Annotated in this window: 13 protein-coding genes; 9 read left to right on the top strand and 4 right to left on the bottom strand. The window is 50.6% G+C overall.

Annotated elements, in window-relative coordinates; all coding sequences use genetic code 11:
- Window positions 1-37: 37 nt before the first annotated feature.
- Complete coding sequence (rtcR, locus tag F1E05_RS14645; protein WP_190303156.1) at window positions 38-1,636, bottom strand: RNA repair transcriptional activator RtcR; 1,599 nt, start codon at window positions 1,634-1,636, stop codon at window positions 38-40.
- 199 nt (window positions 1,637-1,835) lie between these two features.
- On the opposite strand from rtcR, the gene F1E05_RS14640 reads away from it, so the two are divergent.
- From F1E05_RS14640 to F1E05_RS14625, 4 genes are all read left to right on the top strand, one after another.
- Window positions 1,836-2,420 carry a hypothetical protein gene (locus F1E05_RS14640; RefSeq protein WP_150049716.1) on the top strand — a complete coding sequence of 195 codons (585 nt, stop codon included), beginning with the start codon at window positions 1,836-1,838 and terminating at the stop codon, window positions 2,418-2,420.
- 181 nt (window positions 2,421-2,601) lie between these two features.
- Window positions 2,602-3,816, top strand: coding sequence for an RtcB family protein (locus F1E05_RS14635; protein WP_332095487.1), 1,215 nt, complete (start codon window positions 2,602-2,604; stop codon window positions 3,814-3,816).
- A gap of 50 nt (window positions 3,817-3,866) precedes the next feature.
- A complete protein-coding gene (gene rtcA / locus F1E05_RS14630; protein WP_232056667.1) occupies window positions 3,867-4,910 on the top strand; it encodes an RNA 3'-terminal phosphate cyclase in 1,044 nt (347 codons plus the stop codon).
- A 202-nt stretch (window positions 4,911-5,112) separates the two neighbouring features.
- Window positions 5,113-5,577, top strand: coding sequence for a hypothetical protein (locus tag F1E05_RS14625; protein ID WP_150049710.1), 465 nt, complete (start codon window positions 5,113-5,115; stop codon window positions 5,575-5,577).
- A gap of 343 nt (window positions 5,578-5,920) precedes the next feature.
- On the opposite strand, the gene F1E05_RS14620 is transcribed toward F1E05_RS14625, so the two are convergent.
- Window positions 5,921-10,789, bottom strand: a complete 4,869-nt coding sequence (locus tag F1E05_RS14620; RefSeq protein ID WP_190303155.1) for a PAS domain S-box protein — start codon at window positions 10,787-10,789, stop codon at window positions 5,921-5,923.
- Window positions 10,790-11,554: 765 nt separating this feature from the next.
- Between F1E05_RS14620 and F1E05_RS14615 the strand changes: the two genes are divergently transcribed.
- The 5 genes from F1E05_RS14615 (at window position 11,555) to F1E05_RS14595 (ending at window position 16,861) form a co-directional block, all read left to right on the top strand.
- Complete coding sequence (locus tag F1E05_RS14615) at window positions 11,555-13,240, top strand: FHA domain-containing protein (protein ID WP_150049706.1); 1,686 nt, start codon at window positions 11,555-11,557, stop codon at window positions 13,238-13,240.
- A gap of 5 nt (window positions 13,241-13,245) precedes the next feature.
- On the top strand, window positions 13,246-14,100 hold the full coding sequence (locus F1E05_RS14610) for a Stp1/IreP family PP2C-type Ser/Thr phosphatase (protein ID WP_150049704.1): 855 nt from the start codon (window positions 13,246-13,248) through the stop codon (window positions 14,098-14,100).
- A gap of 11 nt (window positions 14,101-14,111) precedes the next feature.
- Window positions 14,112-15,428, top strand: a complete 1,317-nt coding sequence (locus F1E05_RS14605; protein WP_150049702.1) for a serine/threonine protein kinase — start codon at window positions 14,112-14,114, stop codon at window positions 15,426-15,428.
- Window positions 15,429-15,499: 71 nt separating this feature from the next.
- Entirely contained in the window at window positions 15,500-16,105 is a 606-nt protein-coding gene (locus tag F1E05_RS14600; protein ID WP_190303154.1) for a hypothetical protein, read from the top strand.
- Window positions 16,106-16,312: 207 nt separating this feature from the next.
- Window positions 16,313-16,861, top strand: a complete 549-nt coding sequence (locus F1E05_RS14595) for a M48 family metallopeptidase (protein WP_190303153.1) — start codon at window positions 16,313-16,315, stop codon at window positions 16,859-16,861.
- A gap of 315 nt (window positions 16,862-17,176) precedes the next feature.
- Here the strand turns inward: F1E05_RS14595 and F1E05_RS14590 are convergent, their stop codons facing one another.
- Together F1E05_RS14590 and F1E05_RS14585 are read right to left on the bottom strand one after the other, a co-directional pair.
- Window positions 17,177-17,968, bottom strand: a complete 792-nt coding sequence (locus tag F1E05_RS14590; protein WP_150049696.1) for a hypothetical protein — start codon at window positions 17,966-17,968, stop codon at window positions 17,177-17,179.
- Window positions 17,969-18,302: 334 nt separating this feature from the next.
- Window positions 18,303-18,713, bottom strand: a complete 411-nt coding sequence (locus F1E05_RS14585) for a cytochrome C (protein WP_150049694.1) — start codon at window positions 18,711-18,713, stop codon at window positions 18,303-18,305.
- Window positions 18,714-18,730 lie beyond the last annotated feature (17 nt).

The following is an 18,730-nucleotide window of genomic DNA, read 5'->3' as shown; positions in this document are numbered from 1 at the left end:
AATCGCCGGCAATTGTTGGCATTGTATAGCGGCGCAATCATGCAGATAGCGACTTGATAGCCGACCACTCCAGCCCAAATCGGCTCAAATATTTTCTAAGCCTATCCGAATCGTTGGTACTGTTTCGTTGCGTGCGGGACACGCTGAATAGTCGGCGCCCCGCTTCGGACAAGCTATTACATGCTTGGCAGACCTGAATGACCGATTGCAGTTGCAGGCGATCGAACAAATCCAGTTCAGCTATTTGAGCGGGAGCCCAAAAAGCACTTAACGCGTTCGAATCGTGCGGATCCTGTTGTCCCCAGATTTGATGCAGCCGCTCGATTTCTTTGTCCACCAAGTCAATATCGATGCGGCCGCCGTCGGCTAATGTTGCCAGGCGCAAGATCGATGCGCCAAGGTCGCGGAAGTTTCCCGGCCATGTTGCGGCGGGCGACATGGCAAAGGCCAAATACTTGTGTCTTGCTTCTTTATTGAAGCCGATTTTCCGCCCCAGATCGGCTGATTGTTGGCAGAGCAAATAATCGATGTTGGGTTCGATATCTTCCGGCCGGCGAGCTAACGGCGGCAATTCATAAGTCCACAGATTAATCCGGGCATACAAGTCTTCCCGAAAACGGCCTGCCCGCACATCTTGCCGCAGGTCGCGGTGGGTGCCGGCAATCAGTTGAAAGTCGCTACCGACCGGCTTATCGCCGCCGACAGGATAAAAGGTTTTTTCTTCGATGGCTTTCAGCAGCATTGCTTGTTCATCCGCCCCCAGTTCGCCGATTTCGTCCAGGAACAGCAAGCCTTGATGCGCCGTTTTCAATAAGCCGCCCCGATCTTGCATGGCGCCGGTAAACGCGCCTTTGATATGACCGAATAAAGCCGATGCCGCACCGTCGCCGCGTAAGGTGGCGCAGTTGATCTCGACAAAAGGGCCGGTCATTTGGTGGCGAGTCTTTTTCAATTCGTATACGCGTTTGGCCAGAAAGGATTTGCCGGCGCCGGTCGGGCCCATCAACAGCATAGGTGCCTTGGAACGCACCGCGACATGTTCGATTTCACCGATGACGCGGTTAAACGAAACATTACGCGTGGCAATGCCGGATTTGAGCAGCGCAATCGCGTCGGACTGCTCGCGGGCAAAGCGCTGGGCAATGGCGTCATACTGGCTTAAATCCAGGTCGATCAACGCATAACTGCCGGGAGAAGCGGCTATTTGCCTGCGCGGCGGCGAAGTTTGCAACAATAAGCCGGGGATATAGCGGGCTTCGACCATCAAAAACAGGCAGATTTGCACCACATGCGTGCCGGTGGTGATGTGTATCCAGTAGTCTTCGGTTTCGGTGTCGAACGGGTAATGCTTGGCAAAATCGAACAATGCCGCATACACCTCGCCGAAATCCCAGGGGTCGCCGATAGTGATCTCCATGAGCGCAACCTCGGTTTCCGGTGAGACGGCGGCAATGTCTTCCTGCAGTTGCGCCGCTAATTTTTGATGTCTGCCATCGTACATTAGCACCATGCGATGGATGAGCAACTCTTCGTGCTGTACCAGAGATACCGTAGGACGCCATTTTTCCCATCTCGACGGCGTTGTGCCGGCGTCAAGTTGTGTGCCTAAGAAACCGATGACGACTTTTCGTTTCATGATAAATAAATCTAAAGTTGTATAAATAAAGATATAAAACAAGTATATCAGCCTTATGCTCGGCGGCTGCGCTGTCGCGAAAGCCAGTAAAAAATAATTTAAAAAACAATTTGTTATAAGTTTTTCTTGGGCTTGTATGCGGCTTGGCACGGCTTTCGCGTTAGTCGATATAAAAATCGATCAGGAAAGGGAGAGTCAAATGGCTAACTTACACTTATTTTCGAGCAGCAGAGGCGCATTTGCACCGCACGCCGATGCCTTGAACGAAGCATGCGCTTCGGCTTATGCCTTCGATGAACGCCATCGTCTGGCGCAATATGCGGCAAGCGGAGGTTTGAACGCTACGTTTTATGCCGATGCCGTTGTACAACTGGACACCCTGTTGGACGCCTACCAAAACGTCGAGCCGCGCTTTATTGCCAAGACAGCGCTGTACTGCCGAGAAAGGAGCTACATGAAAGATACGCCGGCATTGTTAACCGCAATCTTGACCTTACGCGGTCCGGAGTATTTACCAGCCGTGTTTGCGCGGGTGATTGGCAACGGCAAGATGTTGCGTAATCTGGTGCAGATTCTGCGTAGCGGTGCGGTTGGCCGTAAATCCTTGGGTACGCGGCCGAAAAAGTTGTTCCAAAATTGGTTGAACACGGCTTCGGAACAGCAGTTGCTGAATGCAGTGATCGGTAAGCCTTACAACGTGGAGAACTTGCCGCCGCTGACCAAAGCGTATGAAAAATATAAATGCGATCCATCGCAAGCCGTGCCGGAGGTGCCGTTTCAATGATTGACGGCACTGCCGTTGGTATTTGTCGGCGGTTTTTTAGTTCAACGCGAATGCCGTTAAAGACTACATCGTGTCGCCGGTTCGAATCCGACCTTGCCTCGGTAAGTAGCTCGGTTGGCAGAGCAGATGTCCTGGCGCTCGCTTGTCGCCTGACTTAACTCTTTTATTTAGGAACATGACCATGGAGAATTTCGAAGTATTGCAAACCGGCAACGCCAAGCCGATAAAAATGTGGACCAAAGGCGTACCGGTCGAGGACGCAGCCAAAGCGCAATTACAAAACATCGCCCGGCTGCCGTTTATCTACAAACATGTCGCGGTAATGCCGGACGTACATCCGGGTAAAGGTTCAACCATAGGCAGCGTTATCCCAACCAAGGGTGCCATCATCCCGGCCGCGGTCGGCGTGGATATCGGTTGCGGCATGATCGCCGCTCGGACCAGTCTAAGCGCCGACGATCTGCCGGATAATTTGCACGCTTGGCGGTCTGCCATCGAAAGCGCTGTTCCTCACGGCTTGACCTTCAAAGGCCGCGATAAAGGATCGTGGCAAAATCCGCCGAGTAACGTCGATGCGGCCTGGGCCGAGCTATTACCCGCATTCGAAACTCTGATCGATAAACACCGGCGCTTAAAAAATACCAACAACCATAAACAGCTTGGCACCTTAGGCACAGGCAACCATTTCATAGAAGTGTGTTTGGATGAAGCCAATCGGGTGTGGTTTATGCTGCATTCCGGTTCCCGCGGCGTCGGCAATGCGATTGGTAGCTACTTCATTGAGCTGGCAAAAAAAGATATGCAACGGTTTTTCATCAATTTGCCGGATAAAGATTTGGCTTACTTCCCGGAAGGTAGCGAGCATTTTAAAGACTATGTCGACGCGGTCAGCTGGGCGCAAGATTTTGCGCAAAAAAACCGCGCGCTGATGATGCAAAATGTGGTCGCCGCGATTCAAAAGATTATGCCCAAGCCATTTGCGGTCGATGAAGAAGCGGTCAACTGCCACCACAACTACGTGCAACGAGAAAATCATTTCGGCGAAAATGTCTTGGTTACTCGTAAAGGCGCGGTGGCGGCGTGGCCGGGGCAAATGGGGATTATTCCCGGCTCCATGGGCGCACGGTCTTATATCGTGCGAGGCAAAGGCGAAGCGCAGGCATTTTGTTCTTGCAGCCACGGTGCCGGACGGGTCATGTCCAGATCCGAGGCCAAACGCCGCTTTACGGTAGACGACCAGATTCAGGCGACGCAAGGTGTGGAATGCCGAAAAGATGTCAGCGTCATCGATGAGATCCCGATGGCCTATAAAGACATCGACGCGGTCATGCAGGCACAAGCGGATCTGGTGGAAATCGTGCATACCTTGAAACAGGTGGTATGCGTCAAAGGCTAATCGCAGCCGTTTTGGATAACATCGGAAACGGCAACCATACTGGAAAGAACGTGTTGATTGAATTGGATGGCTCTCAGGGCGAAGGCGGCGGTCAAATTTTACGGACCGCCTTAACGTTATCGATGTGCACCGGGCAAGCCCTGCGCATCAAAAATATTCGGGCGAACCGGAAAAATCCCGGCTTGATGCGGCAGCATCTCACTGCAGTGCAAGCAGCGGCCGCGATTTCCGGCGCCCACGTCGACGGCGCACAGGTCGGGTCGGCCGATCTCGCATTTGCGCCGGGTGAAATTCAAGGCGGCGACTATCGGTTCAGCATAGGCACGGCCGGCAGCTGCACGCTGGTCTTGCAGACGATCTTGCCGGCATTGCTGGTAGCCGACAAGGATAGTCGCGTTACCTTAAGCGGCGGCACCCATAACCCGCTGAGCCCGCCATTCCACTTTCTGCAACGAGCCTTTGTGCCATTGCTGGAAAAAATGGGCGCCAAAGTGGAGCTGCAACTGAACCGGTTCGGCTTTTATCCGGCGGGCGGCGGCGAAATAAGCATGACGGTGACTGCCGGTAAATCCTTACAGCCATTGCATCTGAAAAACCGAGGCGAGCGTATCGACGCCTATGCGGAAAGTTTTTTTGCCGGTTTACCCGCGCATATTGCCGAGCGTGAATTAGCGATGGTCAAAAAACGCTTGGCTTGGGCGGACGACCGCTTACTGCTGCGCGGGATAGACCGGCAACAAGGCCCGGGCAATGCCGTGCTTATTACCTTGGAGTATGAACACGTGACCGAGGTGTTTACCGGTTTCGGCGAGAAAGGCGTGTCCGCCGAAGCGGTTGCCAATGCCGCAGTCAAGCGCGCCCAACGTTACATGACAAGCGAGGCAACGGCAGGACACTTTCTGACCGATCAGTTATTGCTGCCGATGGCTTTGGCGGGGGGCGGTTCTTTTGTCGCCACGGATTGGAGTCCGCATGCGGCAACGAATGCCGAGATCATTCAGCGATTCTTGCCGATTGACGTTCAAACGGCCGCCGCTGAAAGCGGAAACGTAGTAGTCCGATTGACTGCAAAGCGATCGATACCAAGTTTTTAACAGCGCTAGGGTTGTAAGGATATAGGCACAAATAACTTCCGGTTGGTTTGAAAACATCCTCCCTCGGTAGGGGATAGTTTTCTGCGGAAAACGCTATAATTCGGCCGCCTAGTTAGGCCGTTATCTCGTCGGTAAGGGGCGAAGCAGCATGAGACCCCGGCTCCGTTCACCATCATTCGTTACTGTTAAGAGGAATTACCCAATGAAACTGTGTTATCAATTGTCACTAGCCGCCGTCGTTAGTTTAAGCGCCGTTTCCGCGCAAGCCGTGCAAACGCCGAATTTCTATCAATGCAGCGGTAAAAAAGTGGACTTGACCTTGGTGGTCGGCAGCAATGCCGAAGTCGGCATAGTAGCGCCCACCACTAGCTTGAATCTTACGATAGGCCGCAAAGACTATTCGTTCCAGGGTGAAGAGGTGACCACCGAGTCCACCTTGATCGGCGATTTGTACGAGGTAACCTTAAAATTTATTCCGGATTTTAAAATCGAGCACGCGTCGGTATTGATTCCGTCGATTTCGATGGGGGAGGCTCCGGTCGATTTTAAAAGCAAACTGATTTTGACTACGGTCAATACCCCGTTTGCGCCAACCGCCTTCGAAGGCGTGGTCAACCCGTCTAAATTCATCGACATCAGCTGCCAAGCGTCCTTCGTCTATTTCTAACGAGCATGAAGGCTTGGCAATCGCCCCGGCAAATGAAAGTCGACGAGGCTCGTTAGTCTTTCGAGCACCTGCCGCGTGACTTTCAGAGTAAGGTTAGAACGCTTATCCCCTGCCATGAACCGAATCCGCTCGATGATGGAGCGGATTCGTCCGGCCATGGCTCTGCCGGTATAAAGTGGTTTGCGGAGCACGGTTCCATCTGACCTAAGCCCTAGGGTAGTGACCCCTATCCTCTTCATTCGTGTCAGGCTATCGGTGCTTTGAGATAAACAGGAGCAGCTGCGGCAAATTAGATAAGTGAGTATGTGGAATATCCTTAGCGCTTACAGTCGGCAAAACATCCTCAGTGTTCCGACATCCTGTCGATTTCGGCAATGGTCTCGCGATAAACCGATTCTAATTCGGCTAACGAGCTTGAATTGCACGCCTCCTGCCGACAAGCAGTCTCCAAACGCGCGCAAACGCCTTGTAAACCGTAAGCGCCCAGGTTGCCGGCCGTCCCTTTCAGCCCGTGCAACAGCTCGGTAGCGGCTTTAAAATCCGCCGATTCGACGCTCGCCGCGATTTTATCCATGACGTCTTGGGAGTTGGCTTTAAAAGACCACAATAGCTCCAATAAAAACGCTCGATCTCCACCCAGCATCTCCAACAGGCGCGAGCAATCCAATCCGGGCCATGCCGCGGCATGACTATCCGGCGAAAGGAGAGCGCTCGGGCCGTGGCCAAGCACCTCGCCGACCGCCGTTTCGAGCGGCGAATCCGCCGGTGATCTGTGCGCCACCCAGCGCGTCAAGGTATGGATCAGTTGGTTAGGATCGACAGGTTTGGCGACGAAATCGTTCATGCCTTGCTCGATGCAATGCGCGCGCTCGGATTCCGACGCGCCGGCCGACAAGGCGATAATCGGCAATGCCGCATACTGCGGCTGGGAGCGAATACGTCGGCAGACTTCGAAGCCGTCCATCTCCGGCATGTTGACGTCCATCAGTACCGCGTCGAAGCTTGTTTGTTGCAACGTCGCCAGCGCATCGGCACCGTTGCCGGCAATGCTTACCGCTAAACCGGTCAATTTCAGAAATTCCGCCACTACCCGCCGGTTGATTTCGTCGTCTTCGACCAACAGAATCCGCGCGCCCCGGATGGGAGCGCCCAGGCTTTGCAATTCGCGGGTCAACGCGCCGGCCTTCCGCGCCCGCCGCCGGCGGGTGATTCGCGTTTGCTTCGTAGCCAACGGTAACCGCAACACAAACCCGAATGTGGAGCCTTCCGTTTGTGCACTCGTCACATAAAAATCGCTCCCCATCAGCTGCAGCAGATTCCGGCTGATCGCCAAGCCCAGTCCGGTGCCGCCGAAACGGCGGGCAATAGAACTGTCCACTTGGCTGAACGGTTGAAACAACTTGTCTAAATCCGTCGCATTGATACCTATGCCGGTATCGGAAACCGAAAAATTCAGATCGACCGTATCGTCCGACTGACGGTCGCAGGCTATCGCCAATTTCACCGAACCTTGCGGGGTGAATTTGAGGGCATTGCCCAGCAAATTGGACAAAACCTGACGCAGACGCAAGGCGTCCCCGATCAATTCGCGCGGCGTGCCGGCCGCCACATCGATAGCAAGGCTCAATTGTTTGGCCAGCGCCTTGTCTTCGAACATCGCCCTAAGAATGTCCAGCTCGACGTCCAGATCGAAGGGCTCGCGCTCCAACGTCAAACGGCCGGCCTCCATTTTGGAGATGTCCAAAATGTCGTTCAAAATGCCCAGCAAGCTTTGCGAAGAACTGGCGATTTTTTCCAAATACTGCCTAACAGGCAAACTACAGTGCTGATTTAAGGCCAGCGCGGTCAAACCGATCACGCCGCTCATCGGCGTGCGGATTTCGTGGCTCATATTGGTTAAGAACTGCGATTTGGCTAGCGCCGATTGTTCGGCGGCATCGCGGGCGGCTCGAATCGAATTTTCCAGTTCCACCCGGCTGGTAATGTCGGTGGAAATCCCGCACACCATATAAATAGTGCCGTCTTCTCGGCGCAAGGGTAATTTAACGGTTAAAAATACCTTGGTTAACTCGCCTTCCTTCAAGCGGTATTCGTGTTCGACTTGTATCGTTTCGCCTTTCAACAATACCCGCTCGTCGTTCGCCCGAATTTTGGCGGCGGTCTGCGCGTCGAACATATCGAAATCGCTAGAACCTATGATCTCGACTTCGTTAGCCTGGAACAACGCCCGGGCCATGCGGTTGGCATATACGTAGCGAAAGTTTTGGTCTTTTAAATAAATGTAGGCACTAACGTTTTCCAGCACCGCAGTCATCAGCGCCTGGTTTTCCTCCAGTTTTCGGTTTAGCCGCTTTCTATCGCTAATGTCGCCGAAATAGCCGTTCCACAACACGCTGCCGTCCGCCAGCCTCTCCGGTCGGGCCTGACCCAGCAGCCACTTATCGCTGCCGTCCGCTGCCGACACCCGGTATTCCAGTTTCCAATCGCTCAAGCTTTCGGCCGAATACGCAAGGCTTTCCTCCAAACTTTTTCTGTCATCCGGATGTACCGCTTCCAGCCACGGCTTTGCATCGCTTAGCAATTTATCCGCGGCTATACCGAACAGCTCGGCCATACCCTTGCTCGTGTAAGGGAAACGGCTCCAGCCGTCCTGATGCCGTTGATATTGAAAGATTGCACCGGGGACGTTCTGAGATAACTTGTTCAACTGCTCGTAACTTTCGCGCAGCTTGATTTCCAGCCGCTTCATTTCAGTGACGTCCACCAAGGTAATCAATTGCAGACGGCCGGAGCGTAAATCCGCTAACGGTACCGCGCTGGCAATCGCTCGCTTCCGGCTGCCGTTCTTGCAGCTCAGCCGGATTTCCAGAGGACTGAATTGTCCCAGCCGTTGCGCAGCCAATTGCCGTTCATTCCAATTGTCGATTACCCATTCGCGATATTCGGCTTCCGGCAACGCCAAGCGCCACCAATCCGCGATTTTAGCGATATCCCGGGTGCTGTAGCCGAAGGTAGCGACAAAACTCGGATTCAGGTAATTCACGTTTTCCCGCTCGTCGACGATTAAAATGCCGATCGGCAAGGTATCTACCACCGCTTGAAAGCGCTGTTCGCTGGCACGCAATAATTGCTGACCAAGTTTTAAATGCGTGATGTCTTCGAATATCGACCAGGCATAGATGTTGCCGTCGGTCTCGGTAACCCGCATGCCGTTGACTCTAACGGTAACCAACTCGCCATTCGGCCGTTCCAATTCTTTTTCGTAAGGGCCGTAAGTTCCGGTACGCTGTAAAATCTCGAACTGTGCTTCATCGTGGACCTGTAAACGTTCCGGGGTGATGTCGTTATACGACAAGCCTGCCAGCACCTGCGCGTTTCGCCCGGTAATGGTCTGAAACGCCAGATTGAACTCGACCAGACGGCCTTGCATATCGCTCATCGCAATCCCTACCGGCGCCAATTCGAAAAACTGGAACATGCGTTCGTGGCTTTCGCGTAACACGTGTTCCAGTTTTCGCCGCTCGGTCACGTCTCGGGTAATCGCCAAATGAAACGTTTCGCCATTTTGCCGCATCGGTACCGCGTGCGTTTCCAGCCAACGCCGGCCCGCTTTGCGGCCGTTTACCGCGTATTCCATGACGCAAGATTCTCCGCCAATCACCCGCCTATGCAAATCGGCGTAAGCTAAGCGAAAAGAGGGGGCGATAAAGTCGAATACCGAACAAGCGATGAGTTGCTCGGCGCAATCGGCTTCATACATTCCGATACCGGCAGGATTAATGTCCGCCCAACAGCCGTCTACCCCTATCACTTCTATACATTCCGGCTCGTTGTCGATGATCGCCGACAAACGCGCTTGATTTTCCTCTAATCGCGCCTTGTCCTGCTTTTGCTCGCTAAGGTCTTTGATAAAGGCGTAAAACCGTCCGCCGGCATAGGGCAGAAACGAGACGACAATCTCTACAGGCACGATGCGCCCGCTTTTCGCCCTATGCAGGGTTTCGAATTTTTCGAAACCGCATCGCTTCAAGGTGGCCATGTGCTCGGCAACTACCTCGGCCGATTGATCCGCATCGATGTCCAGTACCTGTTTGCGTAATAGCTCCTCGCGGCTATAACCCGACATGACGCAATAGGCGTCGTTGACTTCGAGTATCCGCCCTTCGGCGTCCACCAACCAAAAGCCGTCCAAGGAAGTTTGGATTGCCAGCCGATATTGAGACGCTTGCTCGTTGAAAGCTTGCGTCAGCCGGGTCTGTTCGCGCATGGCGCGTTGCAAGCGCCGGACGCCCAAGCCGAACAGCACGATAAACACGCTTTGCAGCAACAAGGTCCACTTGAATTGGCTATACCAGGCGGCCAATGCCACCGACTTCAACGTGCCGACTTTGATGTAATACGGAAAGCGGTCGATCGCGCGAAAATGCAGGATGCGCTCGTTGCCGTCTATCTGCGAAGCTATCACCAAGGCGCCGGACTTGCGGCCTTGCGCAATGAAATTTCTGATCGGATGATCGGTAGCGACCGCATGGTTGATCTCGTCGTCCAGCCAAGGAATTCGGAGGATGAGGCGGCTATCGTCTATCCGTCTGACAGACACCAGACCGCTAGTGCCGAAATCCAGCTTTTGCAAGAGCTCGGCCTGCTGCTGCAAATCGATCAAACCGGCTAGCACTGCCCGCAAACCGCCGTCGTTATCGCGAACCGCTCTTGCCATGATCAAGAACCAGCGCCCGCTTTTGGGCTCAAACACCGCTTCGGAAAAGGCAAATTCCAGAGCCGGCTGAAAACGTAACTCGTGGAAATAACTTTCATCCGAAATCGAGCGTTCGGCATGTTCCGGATCGGTTGCATACCGCAACCGACCATCGCCGGCGTAATAGCGAATTTGCGCGACGTCTTGCCTGAGTATGGCATCCGCCAATGCCGAAAAACTCGAGACAAGGTCCTCGCCCTTAGCGCCGCTCGGCAACAGCTTGACTTCGATGACTTGAGCTTGCTGCGTCAATAGCTGTGCTACCCGGGCAAACGTTTCCGCGAAGCGGGCTTCCAGCATCCGAGCGAGATTCGAATTATTTCGCTCGGCGTCCGCCATGTTCTGCCGGTAACTGTTTTGCAAAAACCAAACCGAAGACAACACAATCCCGGACAGGCATAAGCCGAACAAAAACACAAAGCCTTTGCTGCGCGCGGGCTTAGGAGGAATTCTCATTGACTCCCTCTTGCGAATATTGTTAATGCCAATCCCCGCCGGCATGATGGGATAACACTGGATGTCATAAAACAAACTGAAAAATTCTGGATGGGTTACGGCTAAACCAGCCACAGACTAGGTTTACCTTGATTTAAATACGGTCGATGCGGAATTTAACGAGCGCGAAACCGCAGCATCGCCCCGACCAATGAAAGGTAGTCAGTGGGAGCAAAACCCGGGTCGCGACGACAAGACCGTCCCAATAACAGCAAATTCGGAATCAAAATTTAAGTGTAGGCGCAAACCGCCGAGTCCGAAGCAGCCGGAAGCATAAGGACTTCTTATCTGTCGTCCCATTGATTCCGCCATGTCTATATCTAACGATCATGAAGGCCTGGCAATCGCCGCGGCAAATGAAAGGAGTTTGGTAGGAGCGAGTGGCGATGATGACCTTGCGAATCGCGGTTATGTGTCGTTCCCGGCATGACTTTCATAGTAAGGTTTGCTATGCGCTGCAACGCCGGAGCAATTGCCATCCACCGGCCCACAGGAGATTTTTCCGTGTAAGGATAGGACGGCTGGGCTGAAGACAATGGAATCAGGTTCAACGCTAAGTGTGTTGAAAACAGCTTGGCAATAGGTGATTATATTTTCGACAGTACCGGGTATTTGGTTGGCTGTCCGATAAAAAGAGTTTTTACTGCCGAATGATCGATGACATATTATCGGTAAGGTGTAGCGCTGCTTTATAGTCCAAAAACACTATCTTAATCGGATCACTTTATGAAAAAAATCATTATAAAACATTTACTTGGATCGAAAGCAAACCAGACGGAATTCTTTAACCTACCCATACGGGAGGTATTATTCGGTCGAGAGAATCACTGTCAGGTTATTTTCGATGCAAGCAAAGATGATTTGGTAAGTCGCCAGCACTGCAAAATTACCACTCAAGGTGAAAATGATTTTTTATTGACGGATTTGAATAGTACAAACGGAACGTATGTCAATGATCAAAAGATTATAAGGCCGCAATTATTGAAACCCGGCGATGTTGTGCAATTAGGTAATGGTGGAGTGAAATTCACCTTCGACCTTGATCCTCGACCGGAAACGCCTATCAAGGCAACCCGGCTATCCGAACAAATCTCTGTATCGCCGGCAACTCGAGAACAACGCATAGAACCTTTCTTCGAATCCGATACGACGAAAAAGGAAACACGAGCCGGCGCAGACAGCTCCAAAGGTATAGGCAAAACCACTTTAATGCGCGAAATCAGTTATGCTGAAAACAATACTCGCAAGAAAATGATTAACTATGGCGCCGGCATTATCGGCCTTATTATTGCGGTTTCCGGCTTTTTTCTATATAAAAATTATCAAGACAAAACCCAACTCCAACAGAGCATTATCGGTATTAAGCAAAGCAGCGATCAAAAAATTGCCGAAATTTCGGCAAATAACGCCCTAAGTCCCTCGGACATATTCAAACAATATGCAGCCTCCACGGCGTCAATTGAATTCAATTGGAGACTCATTCATACCGTATCCGGAAAACAAATTTATCAAAGCTTATACTGTATTGAAAAAAATAGAGGGCGCTGTGCAAACGCCGTACCCGCCTACCGTTATATTGACGGCTCGGTAAGTCCGGAACTCAGTGACGAAAATGGCATTCCGATTCGAGGAAGTGGCTTGGGATCCGGTTTTGTAGTCGATAAATCCGGCTTCATTCTGACCAATCGCCATGTCGCCGCTAGTTGGCAAACCAGTTACAAGGATTTTTCTCCCGGCGTGTTAAAAATTTGCCAAGACACGAATTGCGCGCGATATCAAATCAAGCCTTTCACGGAATCCGATGCACTTTGGAGTAGTTTGAATAAATGGGTGCCCGGCCAATTGGGTAAATCGGTTGAAGGCGTCAACGATACCCTGAATGTGACTTTTCCGAACACCGGACTGGCTATCCCCGCGCATTTGGTTAGGGTATCCGATATTGCCGATGTTGCACTGATAAAAATCGATGTCATTAACGCGTTGATGCCGGTTGACTTGGCGACGGACATTTCGGTCAACCCCGGCGATTCCATCACCGTGATGGGTTATCCGGGTATTTCGCCCGATATCGGAGTCAAGCTGAATTCCCAGGACCCTTTTAACCGACAAAGTCAAGTCCGGGTGATACCGCAGCCGACCGTGACCTCCGGCAACATAGGCAAAGTGCTGCAAGGCAAAGCGGAAGTGACGTCCGATGCCGTGGAAGATTACTACAGCGAATTTGGCGACGCCTATCAATTGACCGTCAACGCCACCGGTGCCGGAAACAGCGGCGGCCCGGTATTCAATGACCAAGGTAAAGTGATCGGCATTTTTTCATCCGGCAGGCAATCGGGAGGAACCGCGATAACCTTTGCAGTACCGATAAAGCACGGTCTGGAAGTAATGGGTATCAATAAATTGGTGCAATAATCAATATGAAAACCGTTTGGGATCGCTGGTTCGGAAAAACAAAGCGCTCCAGATACCTTATCCGGGAGCCCCATTTATCGGGTTATTCTATTGATATCGGGTTGTACTCCGATGTCGGTTGCGTGAGAGCCAGCAATCAGGATCGAATAGGATGCGTGCGTTACGCCGCCCCCGGCAATGCGGTTACCATTCTTGCGGATGGAATGGGCGGACATAACGGTGGAGAAACAGCCAGCGAATTGGCGGTTACCGTTCTGGAAAGGCGCTTTTCTCGCCAACTTGACCGGCATTCCTGCCAGCAAGCGCTCACGGACAGCTTCGCGGAAGCCAATGCCACGATACTCGGTGTTGCGAAACAACAGGCGGAGTTGGCCGGCATGGGAACGACCTTGGTCGTGCTGGTGATCGTGGAGGGCTGTGCTGTCTACGCCAATGTCGGCGACAGCCGTTTGTACTTGATTCGAAACGGAAGCTGTATCCAGCTTTCCGAAGATCATACGATGGTCGCACAAATGATCAGAGACGGCTTGTTACAACCGAAGGAAGCGGAAACTCATCCTGATAAAAACATCATCACGCGCGCTGTAGGCACCAAACCTAGCGTCAACGTCGCATTATCTAAAAGTCCGTTGTTTTTGGAACAATCGGACTGCTTTGTACTTTGCTCCGACGGTTTATATGACTTGGTTTCCGAACCTGAATTAATAGAAATAACCCAGAAAAATTCGGCGCAAATTGCCTGCGATATTTTAGTGGATTTAGCCAAGCAAAGAGGCGGATACGATAATATCTCGGTGATTATTGTCAAGATTGGAAAAATGGCGGAAGGACATCTACGTGTACCTATTACCCGGTTTTAAACCCAAATATTATGGATCAAATCGATAACTATAAAATCATTGAAAAAATCGGTGTCGGCGGCATGGGTGAGGTGTATAAAGGCATTGACGTCATGCTGGAACGGGAAGTGGCAATAAAACTGCTTAGACCCGAATTAAGCAGTCGGGAAGACATCGTTCAGCGTTTCCGTTCCGAAGCCATCCTGCTCGGTAAATTGAATCACCCCAATATTGCTACCGTTTATAACTTCGGAAAAATCGGTGATCAGTACTATATGGCTTTGGAGTATGTCAACGGGGAAACGCTCGATTCTTTGATTCAGCGTCAAGGCGCTTTACCATGGCAAGCGGCTTTGGACTATACGATAAAAATATTGGAAGGCCTCGCTCATGCCCACGGCTTCAATATCGTTCATAGAGACATCAAGCCGTCGAATATCATCGTTAATAACAGCAAATCGTTAAAAATTCTGGACTTTGGAATTGCTAGAATCCTAGAAACCGCACGCTTGACAAAAACCGGACATTTGGTCGGCACGATGGAATATGTTTCACCTGAACAAATCCGAGGACAGGAAACGGATGCCCGATCCGACATTTATTCCGTGGGCATAGCGCTATATGAAATGCTTACCGGCCATGTCCCCTTTCAGAAAAATACCGAGTATGAATTAATAAAAGCGCACGTAGAGGAAAAACCAAAACCGTTGAAAAACTTAGCGGGGATTATTCCAAATCAACTGGAAAATATTGTACTTAAAGCACTGGAAAAAAAGCCGGAGCATCGTTTTAAGGACGCCAATGATTTTAGTAAAGCACTACAAAAAATCGTTGAAAATACGCCTTCAAACACCAATCAAATCCGCAAAGACAGTAAAATTAAAAACTTTATCACCGAATATCCCGGATTGGTTTTTTTATTTGGACTAATGATAATCGGCAGCGCCTATATTTTTTGGGATTTCAACTTTCGGGATAAGCGAAGCGTATCGCCGATCATTGAAACCAGTAATCGTGACACTATCGTAGATATTAAAGAGACGCTTAAGGACGACAACCAAAATCAGGAAAAGAAAGTGCTTGATTACAATATGTTGTCCTCGAAACCTGAAACTGAAAAGCAGGTTGTACCCGTCACTATTACCAAGCCGGAACCTGAGTTTACACAGCCGGATCCATCATTTGCCGAAACACGTTCCATTGATGAAGGCAGCAGTTCGCAACGCAATAATGAAACTCGAGCGGAAAAACCTAAACAGTCAAAACCGAAGTCGAAGAAACTCAAATCGAATAATAGCGATAGCGATTGGCAACAGGATTTTGCCCAAAGCGCGATAAGAATTAAATGAATAGTTAGCCGTTGATTGTAACCGTCCCAACCCTTAATGGTATTTGTCCGCCCGCCTTCCTGGAGATGAAGATGAACACACCAAAGATAACATTTCTGACTACCGTATTTTCAACCGCCTTGCTAACCGGGTGCGCAACCATGGAACAATCTGCCGGATTGGCAACGCTGGGCTGCGCAGGCGTGGGTATTTTAACCGGAGCGCTGACAGGAAGTGCCGGGGCCGGGGCCGGGGCGGGAGCCGGATGTCTGGCTTTGGCCGGATTGGCCCTTTACAGTTATCACTCTTCTCAAACCAGAACTGCAGCGGAAGATCAAAAGCTATACGGCTATACAACGCCGATGAATACAACGGAAGTCAAGATTCGTAACGCCACCGCGTTTCCGGAAACCGTGCGGGCGGGAGACAAGCTGAAAATTGCGCTTGACTATTCGGTCATGGCGCCCAAGGGCACTCAGAGCGTTAATGTTCAGGAAACCATGACGTTGAAAAAAGACGGAAAAGTTCTACAGGAACTCAGTAATCGACCGGTAACCCGCCAACTGGGTGGCGGCAATTCGGAGGTCGATTTCACGATTCCGAACAAAATGCCGCCCGGAACTTATGTAATCGAGCAAAAAATTCAATCCGGTAGCAGCTATGACGTACGTCCCACCGTATTTGTCGTTGGCGCATAGTTGAGGCATTACATTTCGAGCAAATCTTTAAGTCGGCGGTACACACAGCGTTTGCTGCTGCCGCTTTGCACGATTCTCGCTTTTAATGCGCGGGCGGAATATTTGGAATTGCCTTGTCCGGAAGAGCGAGAATTGGCTTCACAAACCCTGCAGCACATCGAAAACGAATGGCCGATGCGCGGAAGCGGAGATCCCGTTACACAGTATGTGCAAAACCTGGGCGCCCGTTTGGTTGGAACGGCTCTCGACGGACAAGGGGTAATCTGGCGGTTTATGGTAGTGCGTAACTTGGAGCCTAATGCGTTTTCCATTGGCAATGGCCTGATTTTTATAACGGAGGGGGCAATGAATTTGGCGCAGAACGAATCCGAATTGGCGGCCATCATCGCTCATGAAATAGGCCACGAGCTCGGGGGACATTTCTGCCGACAATCTTCATTCTTGTTAAGTCATTTATTGGACGTTTTTTCATCGAAAACATCCGAGCAAGTTCAACATGGTTCCATCACTCAGGAGATCGAGCCGGCAAAAGAGCAACAAGCAGACCGGATTGCCATTCGGCTGTTGCAACAGACCGGGTTTGATCCTTACGCCATACTTGAAATTTCCCGACGCTTGGCAAATTCTCATGCCGGCCACTTCCAAGATTCCAATCGCCTAAAATCGCTGGAACAGGCGCTAAAAAGCTTAAATCCGCTACCTGTGGACAGTTCCGACGCTTTCCTTGCTATCAAACGTTCTATGTCCGCCGAATGACCCGGTTATACGTTCATCAACCCCCAGCCTCAATAACAAGCCGCATCAATCGTCAAAAGCAATATTGGCATCCGAGCCACCGAGCAAAATCAAATCAACCAGCTTGTCCCATTTGCCCATAGGTTTTTCCTTGCCCAAAAAATGGTTGTGGTTTCGTATTTTCGTAGGGCGGAAGTCGTCAGACGTTCCGCCATATCGAAGCCAGCAACATACCCGTAGCCAGACCGGCACAATTGCAGCCGAGATTCGGAGGATAATCCCTATCGGGTATCCGCCTTACGGGTTGCATAATTTTCTTATTTCGTGCCGTGTCGGTTAGTCGTTATCGGTAATCTGTAAGGTGCCGGATTTGGGTTTGCCGATTTTATAAATTTTCGGATTGGCTTTTAGCGAAAATTTGAGTTTTTCCTTTTTCTCTTTTTTAATGTCGTCTACCGGTAATATAAAAATAGTTTCGTCCGTTTCCCCGGCAGGGATAGTAATGCTATTTTCCTGGGTGATGTTTTGCATTTGATCGTTGGCGTTATCGTATAAATAAACGAGATAGTCCTGACCTTTTTTGGCTGATCCTGATAGCTTGAAGTTAATCGTCATTTCGGTTGTGCGCGCACGATCCAAGCTGACCTTGAAAAAACCGTAATTCTCGGTTTCCGCATCGTCTTCGTTTGACGAAGTTTGATTCTGATTTAAATATCCAGTATAGGTAACGCTAACAATAGGTTTGTTGGATAAACCGGCTTGTTTTGAATATAAAGCAACATATTCAATCTCGTCGATGCTATAAGTTTGAGCGCTCCTTTTAATACCACCCAAGGCCGATTTTGGATATAAACTCCAAAATGCCAAGCTAATTATAGGTAGGCCGTCAAGCGCTGTTAATTCTTCATTACAAGCATAGCTAGGAAAATTGGCTGAGGCTATAAAGCCGTTTTTGGCGCTAAATATGCCGATTTGATAATCGAAACAGGGTGTGCCGTCGGTCGCATTGCCGCTATATAAGTAGCGATCGGCATTTAAACTGATTGAGTATGCTTGGGTATTTGTTGTTACCAAAATAAAAGAAAAAGCTAAAAAAAGTTTTTTGAGTTTCAAATCCTTTTTAATCATAAAATATAATTTATTATAAAAATTGAAAATTTGTTAAAATAAGTCAACAGTATGGGTGCAAAATGATAAAGCTTGATCTTCAAGGCTCGAAATTATCGCCAACAATAAATTACACGATGAGCATGATTTGAGCAGTCTTCCCGTTTTTTAAGCCGGGATAAAAGAAGGAGGCTTAGCCTCCAATTGTCCCGGCTTAAGTGGGTAACCATTTGAGTATTCAAAACATGATAGAGAAAGCATGTCTGTATATGCATGCAGGTTATGTCGACTCGAAGGCATTATAGCCGTTAAAGCGGCTATAAGGTTGACTAATTGGCTATATGAAGAATTAGGATTAATGTTTGCCTGGCTCTAACTTAACCCCGCGCCTTTCGTAGGTTACGTAAGCTTGGATGGCAATCATTTTCGGGTCGTCGGCGGCCAAGGGCTGGCCTTCCAGCGGGTTGCGCAAACACCAGTTGATCATTTCCCACAGCGGAGCTACTCGGCCGAGCTGCTTTTGGAATTTCGGATAGGTTTCCGGGTGGGTGTTGGCGGCGTTGGGGTGGCATTGCGCGCAAACCACGCCGTTGCTGCCCATGGCCGGGTCTGTCCAAAGTGCGCGGCCTTGTTGGACGCTTGCCATGAATTGTTGTTGCCAGCGTTGTTGGTCTTCCGCGTTGAATTCGTCGGCGGCGGCCGGGCAGGTGAGGCCTGTCAAAGCGCAGACGATCAACAGCGGCATCCAAGGTTTTACGGTGTTCATGAGCTTCTCCTCTGCGG

The sequence above is a fragment of the Methylomonas rhizoryzae genome, from assembly GCF_008632455.1.
GTDB lineage: Bacteria > Pseudomonadota > Gammaproteobacteria > Methylococcales > Methylomonadaceae > Methylomonas > Methylomonas rhizoryzae.
The sequence above is the reverse complement of the archived record's forward strand: the minus strand, read 5'-3'. Positions and strand labels throughout refer to the sequence as shown.

What these genes read in the sequence shown, in the direction of transcription:
- rtcR (WP_190303156.1), bottom strand. Translation starts at nt 1,636, where the DNA reads ATGAAACGAAAAGTCGTCATCGGTTTCTTAGGCACACAACTTGACGCC.
- F1E05_RS14640 (WP_150049716.1), top strand. Translation starts at nt 1,836, where the DNA reads ATGGCTAACTTACACTTATTTTCGAGCAGCAGAGGCGCATTTGCACCG.
- F1E05_RS14635 (WP_332095487.1), top strand. Translation starts at nt 2,602, where the DNA reads ATGGAGAATTTCGAAGTATTGCAAACCGGCAACGCCAAGCCGATAAAA.
- F1E05_RS14625 (WP_150049710.1), top strand. Translation starts at nt 5,113, where the DNA reads ATGAAACTGTGTTATCAATTGTCACTAGCCGCCGTCGTTAGTTTAAGC.
- F1E05_RS14620 (WP_190303155.1), bottom strand. Translation starts at nt 10,789, where the DNA reads ATGAGAATTCCTCCTAAGCCCGCGCGCAGCAAAGGCTTTGTGTTTTTG.
- F1E05_RS14615 (WP_150049706.1), top strand. Translation starts at nt 11,555, where the DNA reads ATGAAAAAAATCATTATAAAACATTTACTTGGATCGAAAGCAAACCAG.
- F1E05_RS14610 (WP_150049704.1), top strand. Translation starts at nt 13,246, where the DNA reads ATGAAAACCGTTTGGGATCGCTGGTTCGGAAAAACAAAGCGCTCCAGA.
- F1E05_RS14605 (WP_150049702.1), top strand. Translation starts at nt 14,112, where the DNA reads ATGGATCAAATCGATAACTATAAAATCATTGAAAAAATCGGTGTCGGC.
- F1E05_RS14600 (WP_190303154.1), top strand. Translation starts at nt 15,500, where the DNA reads ATGAACACACCAAAGATAACATTTCTGACTACCGTATTTTCAACCGCC.
- F1E05_RS14590 (WP_150049696.1), bottom strand. Translation starts at nt 17,968, where the DNA reads ATGATTAAAAAGGATTTGAAACTCAAAAAACTTTTTTTAGCTTTTTCT.
- F1E05_RS14585 (WP_150049694.1), bottom strand. Translation starts at nt 18,713, where the DNA reads ATGAACACCGTAAAACCTTGGATGCCGCTGTTGATCGTCTGCGCTTTG.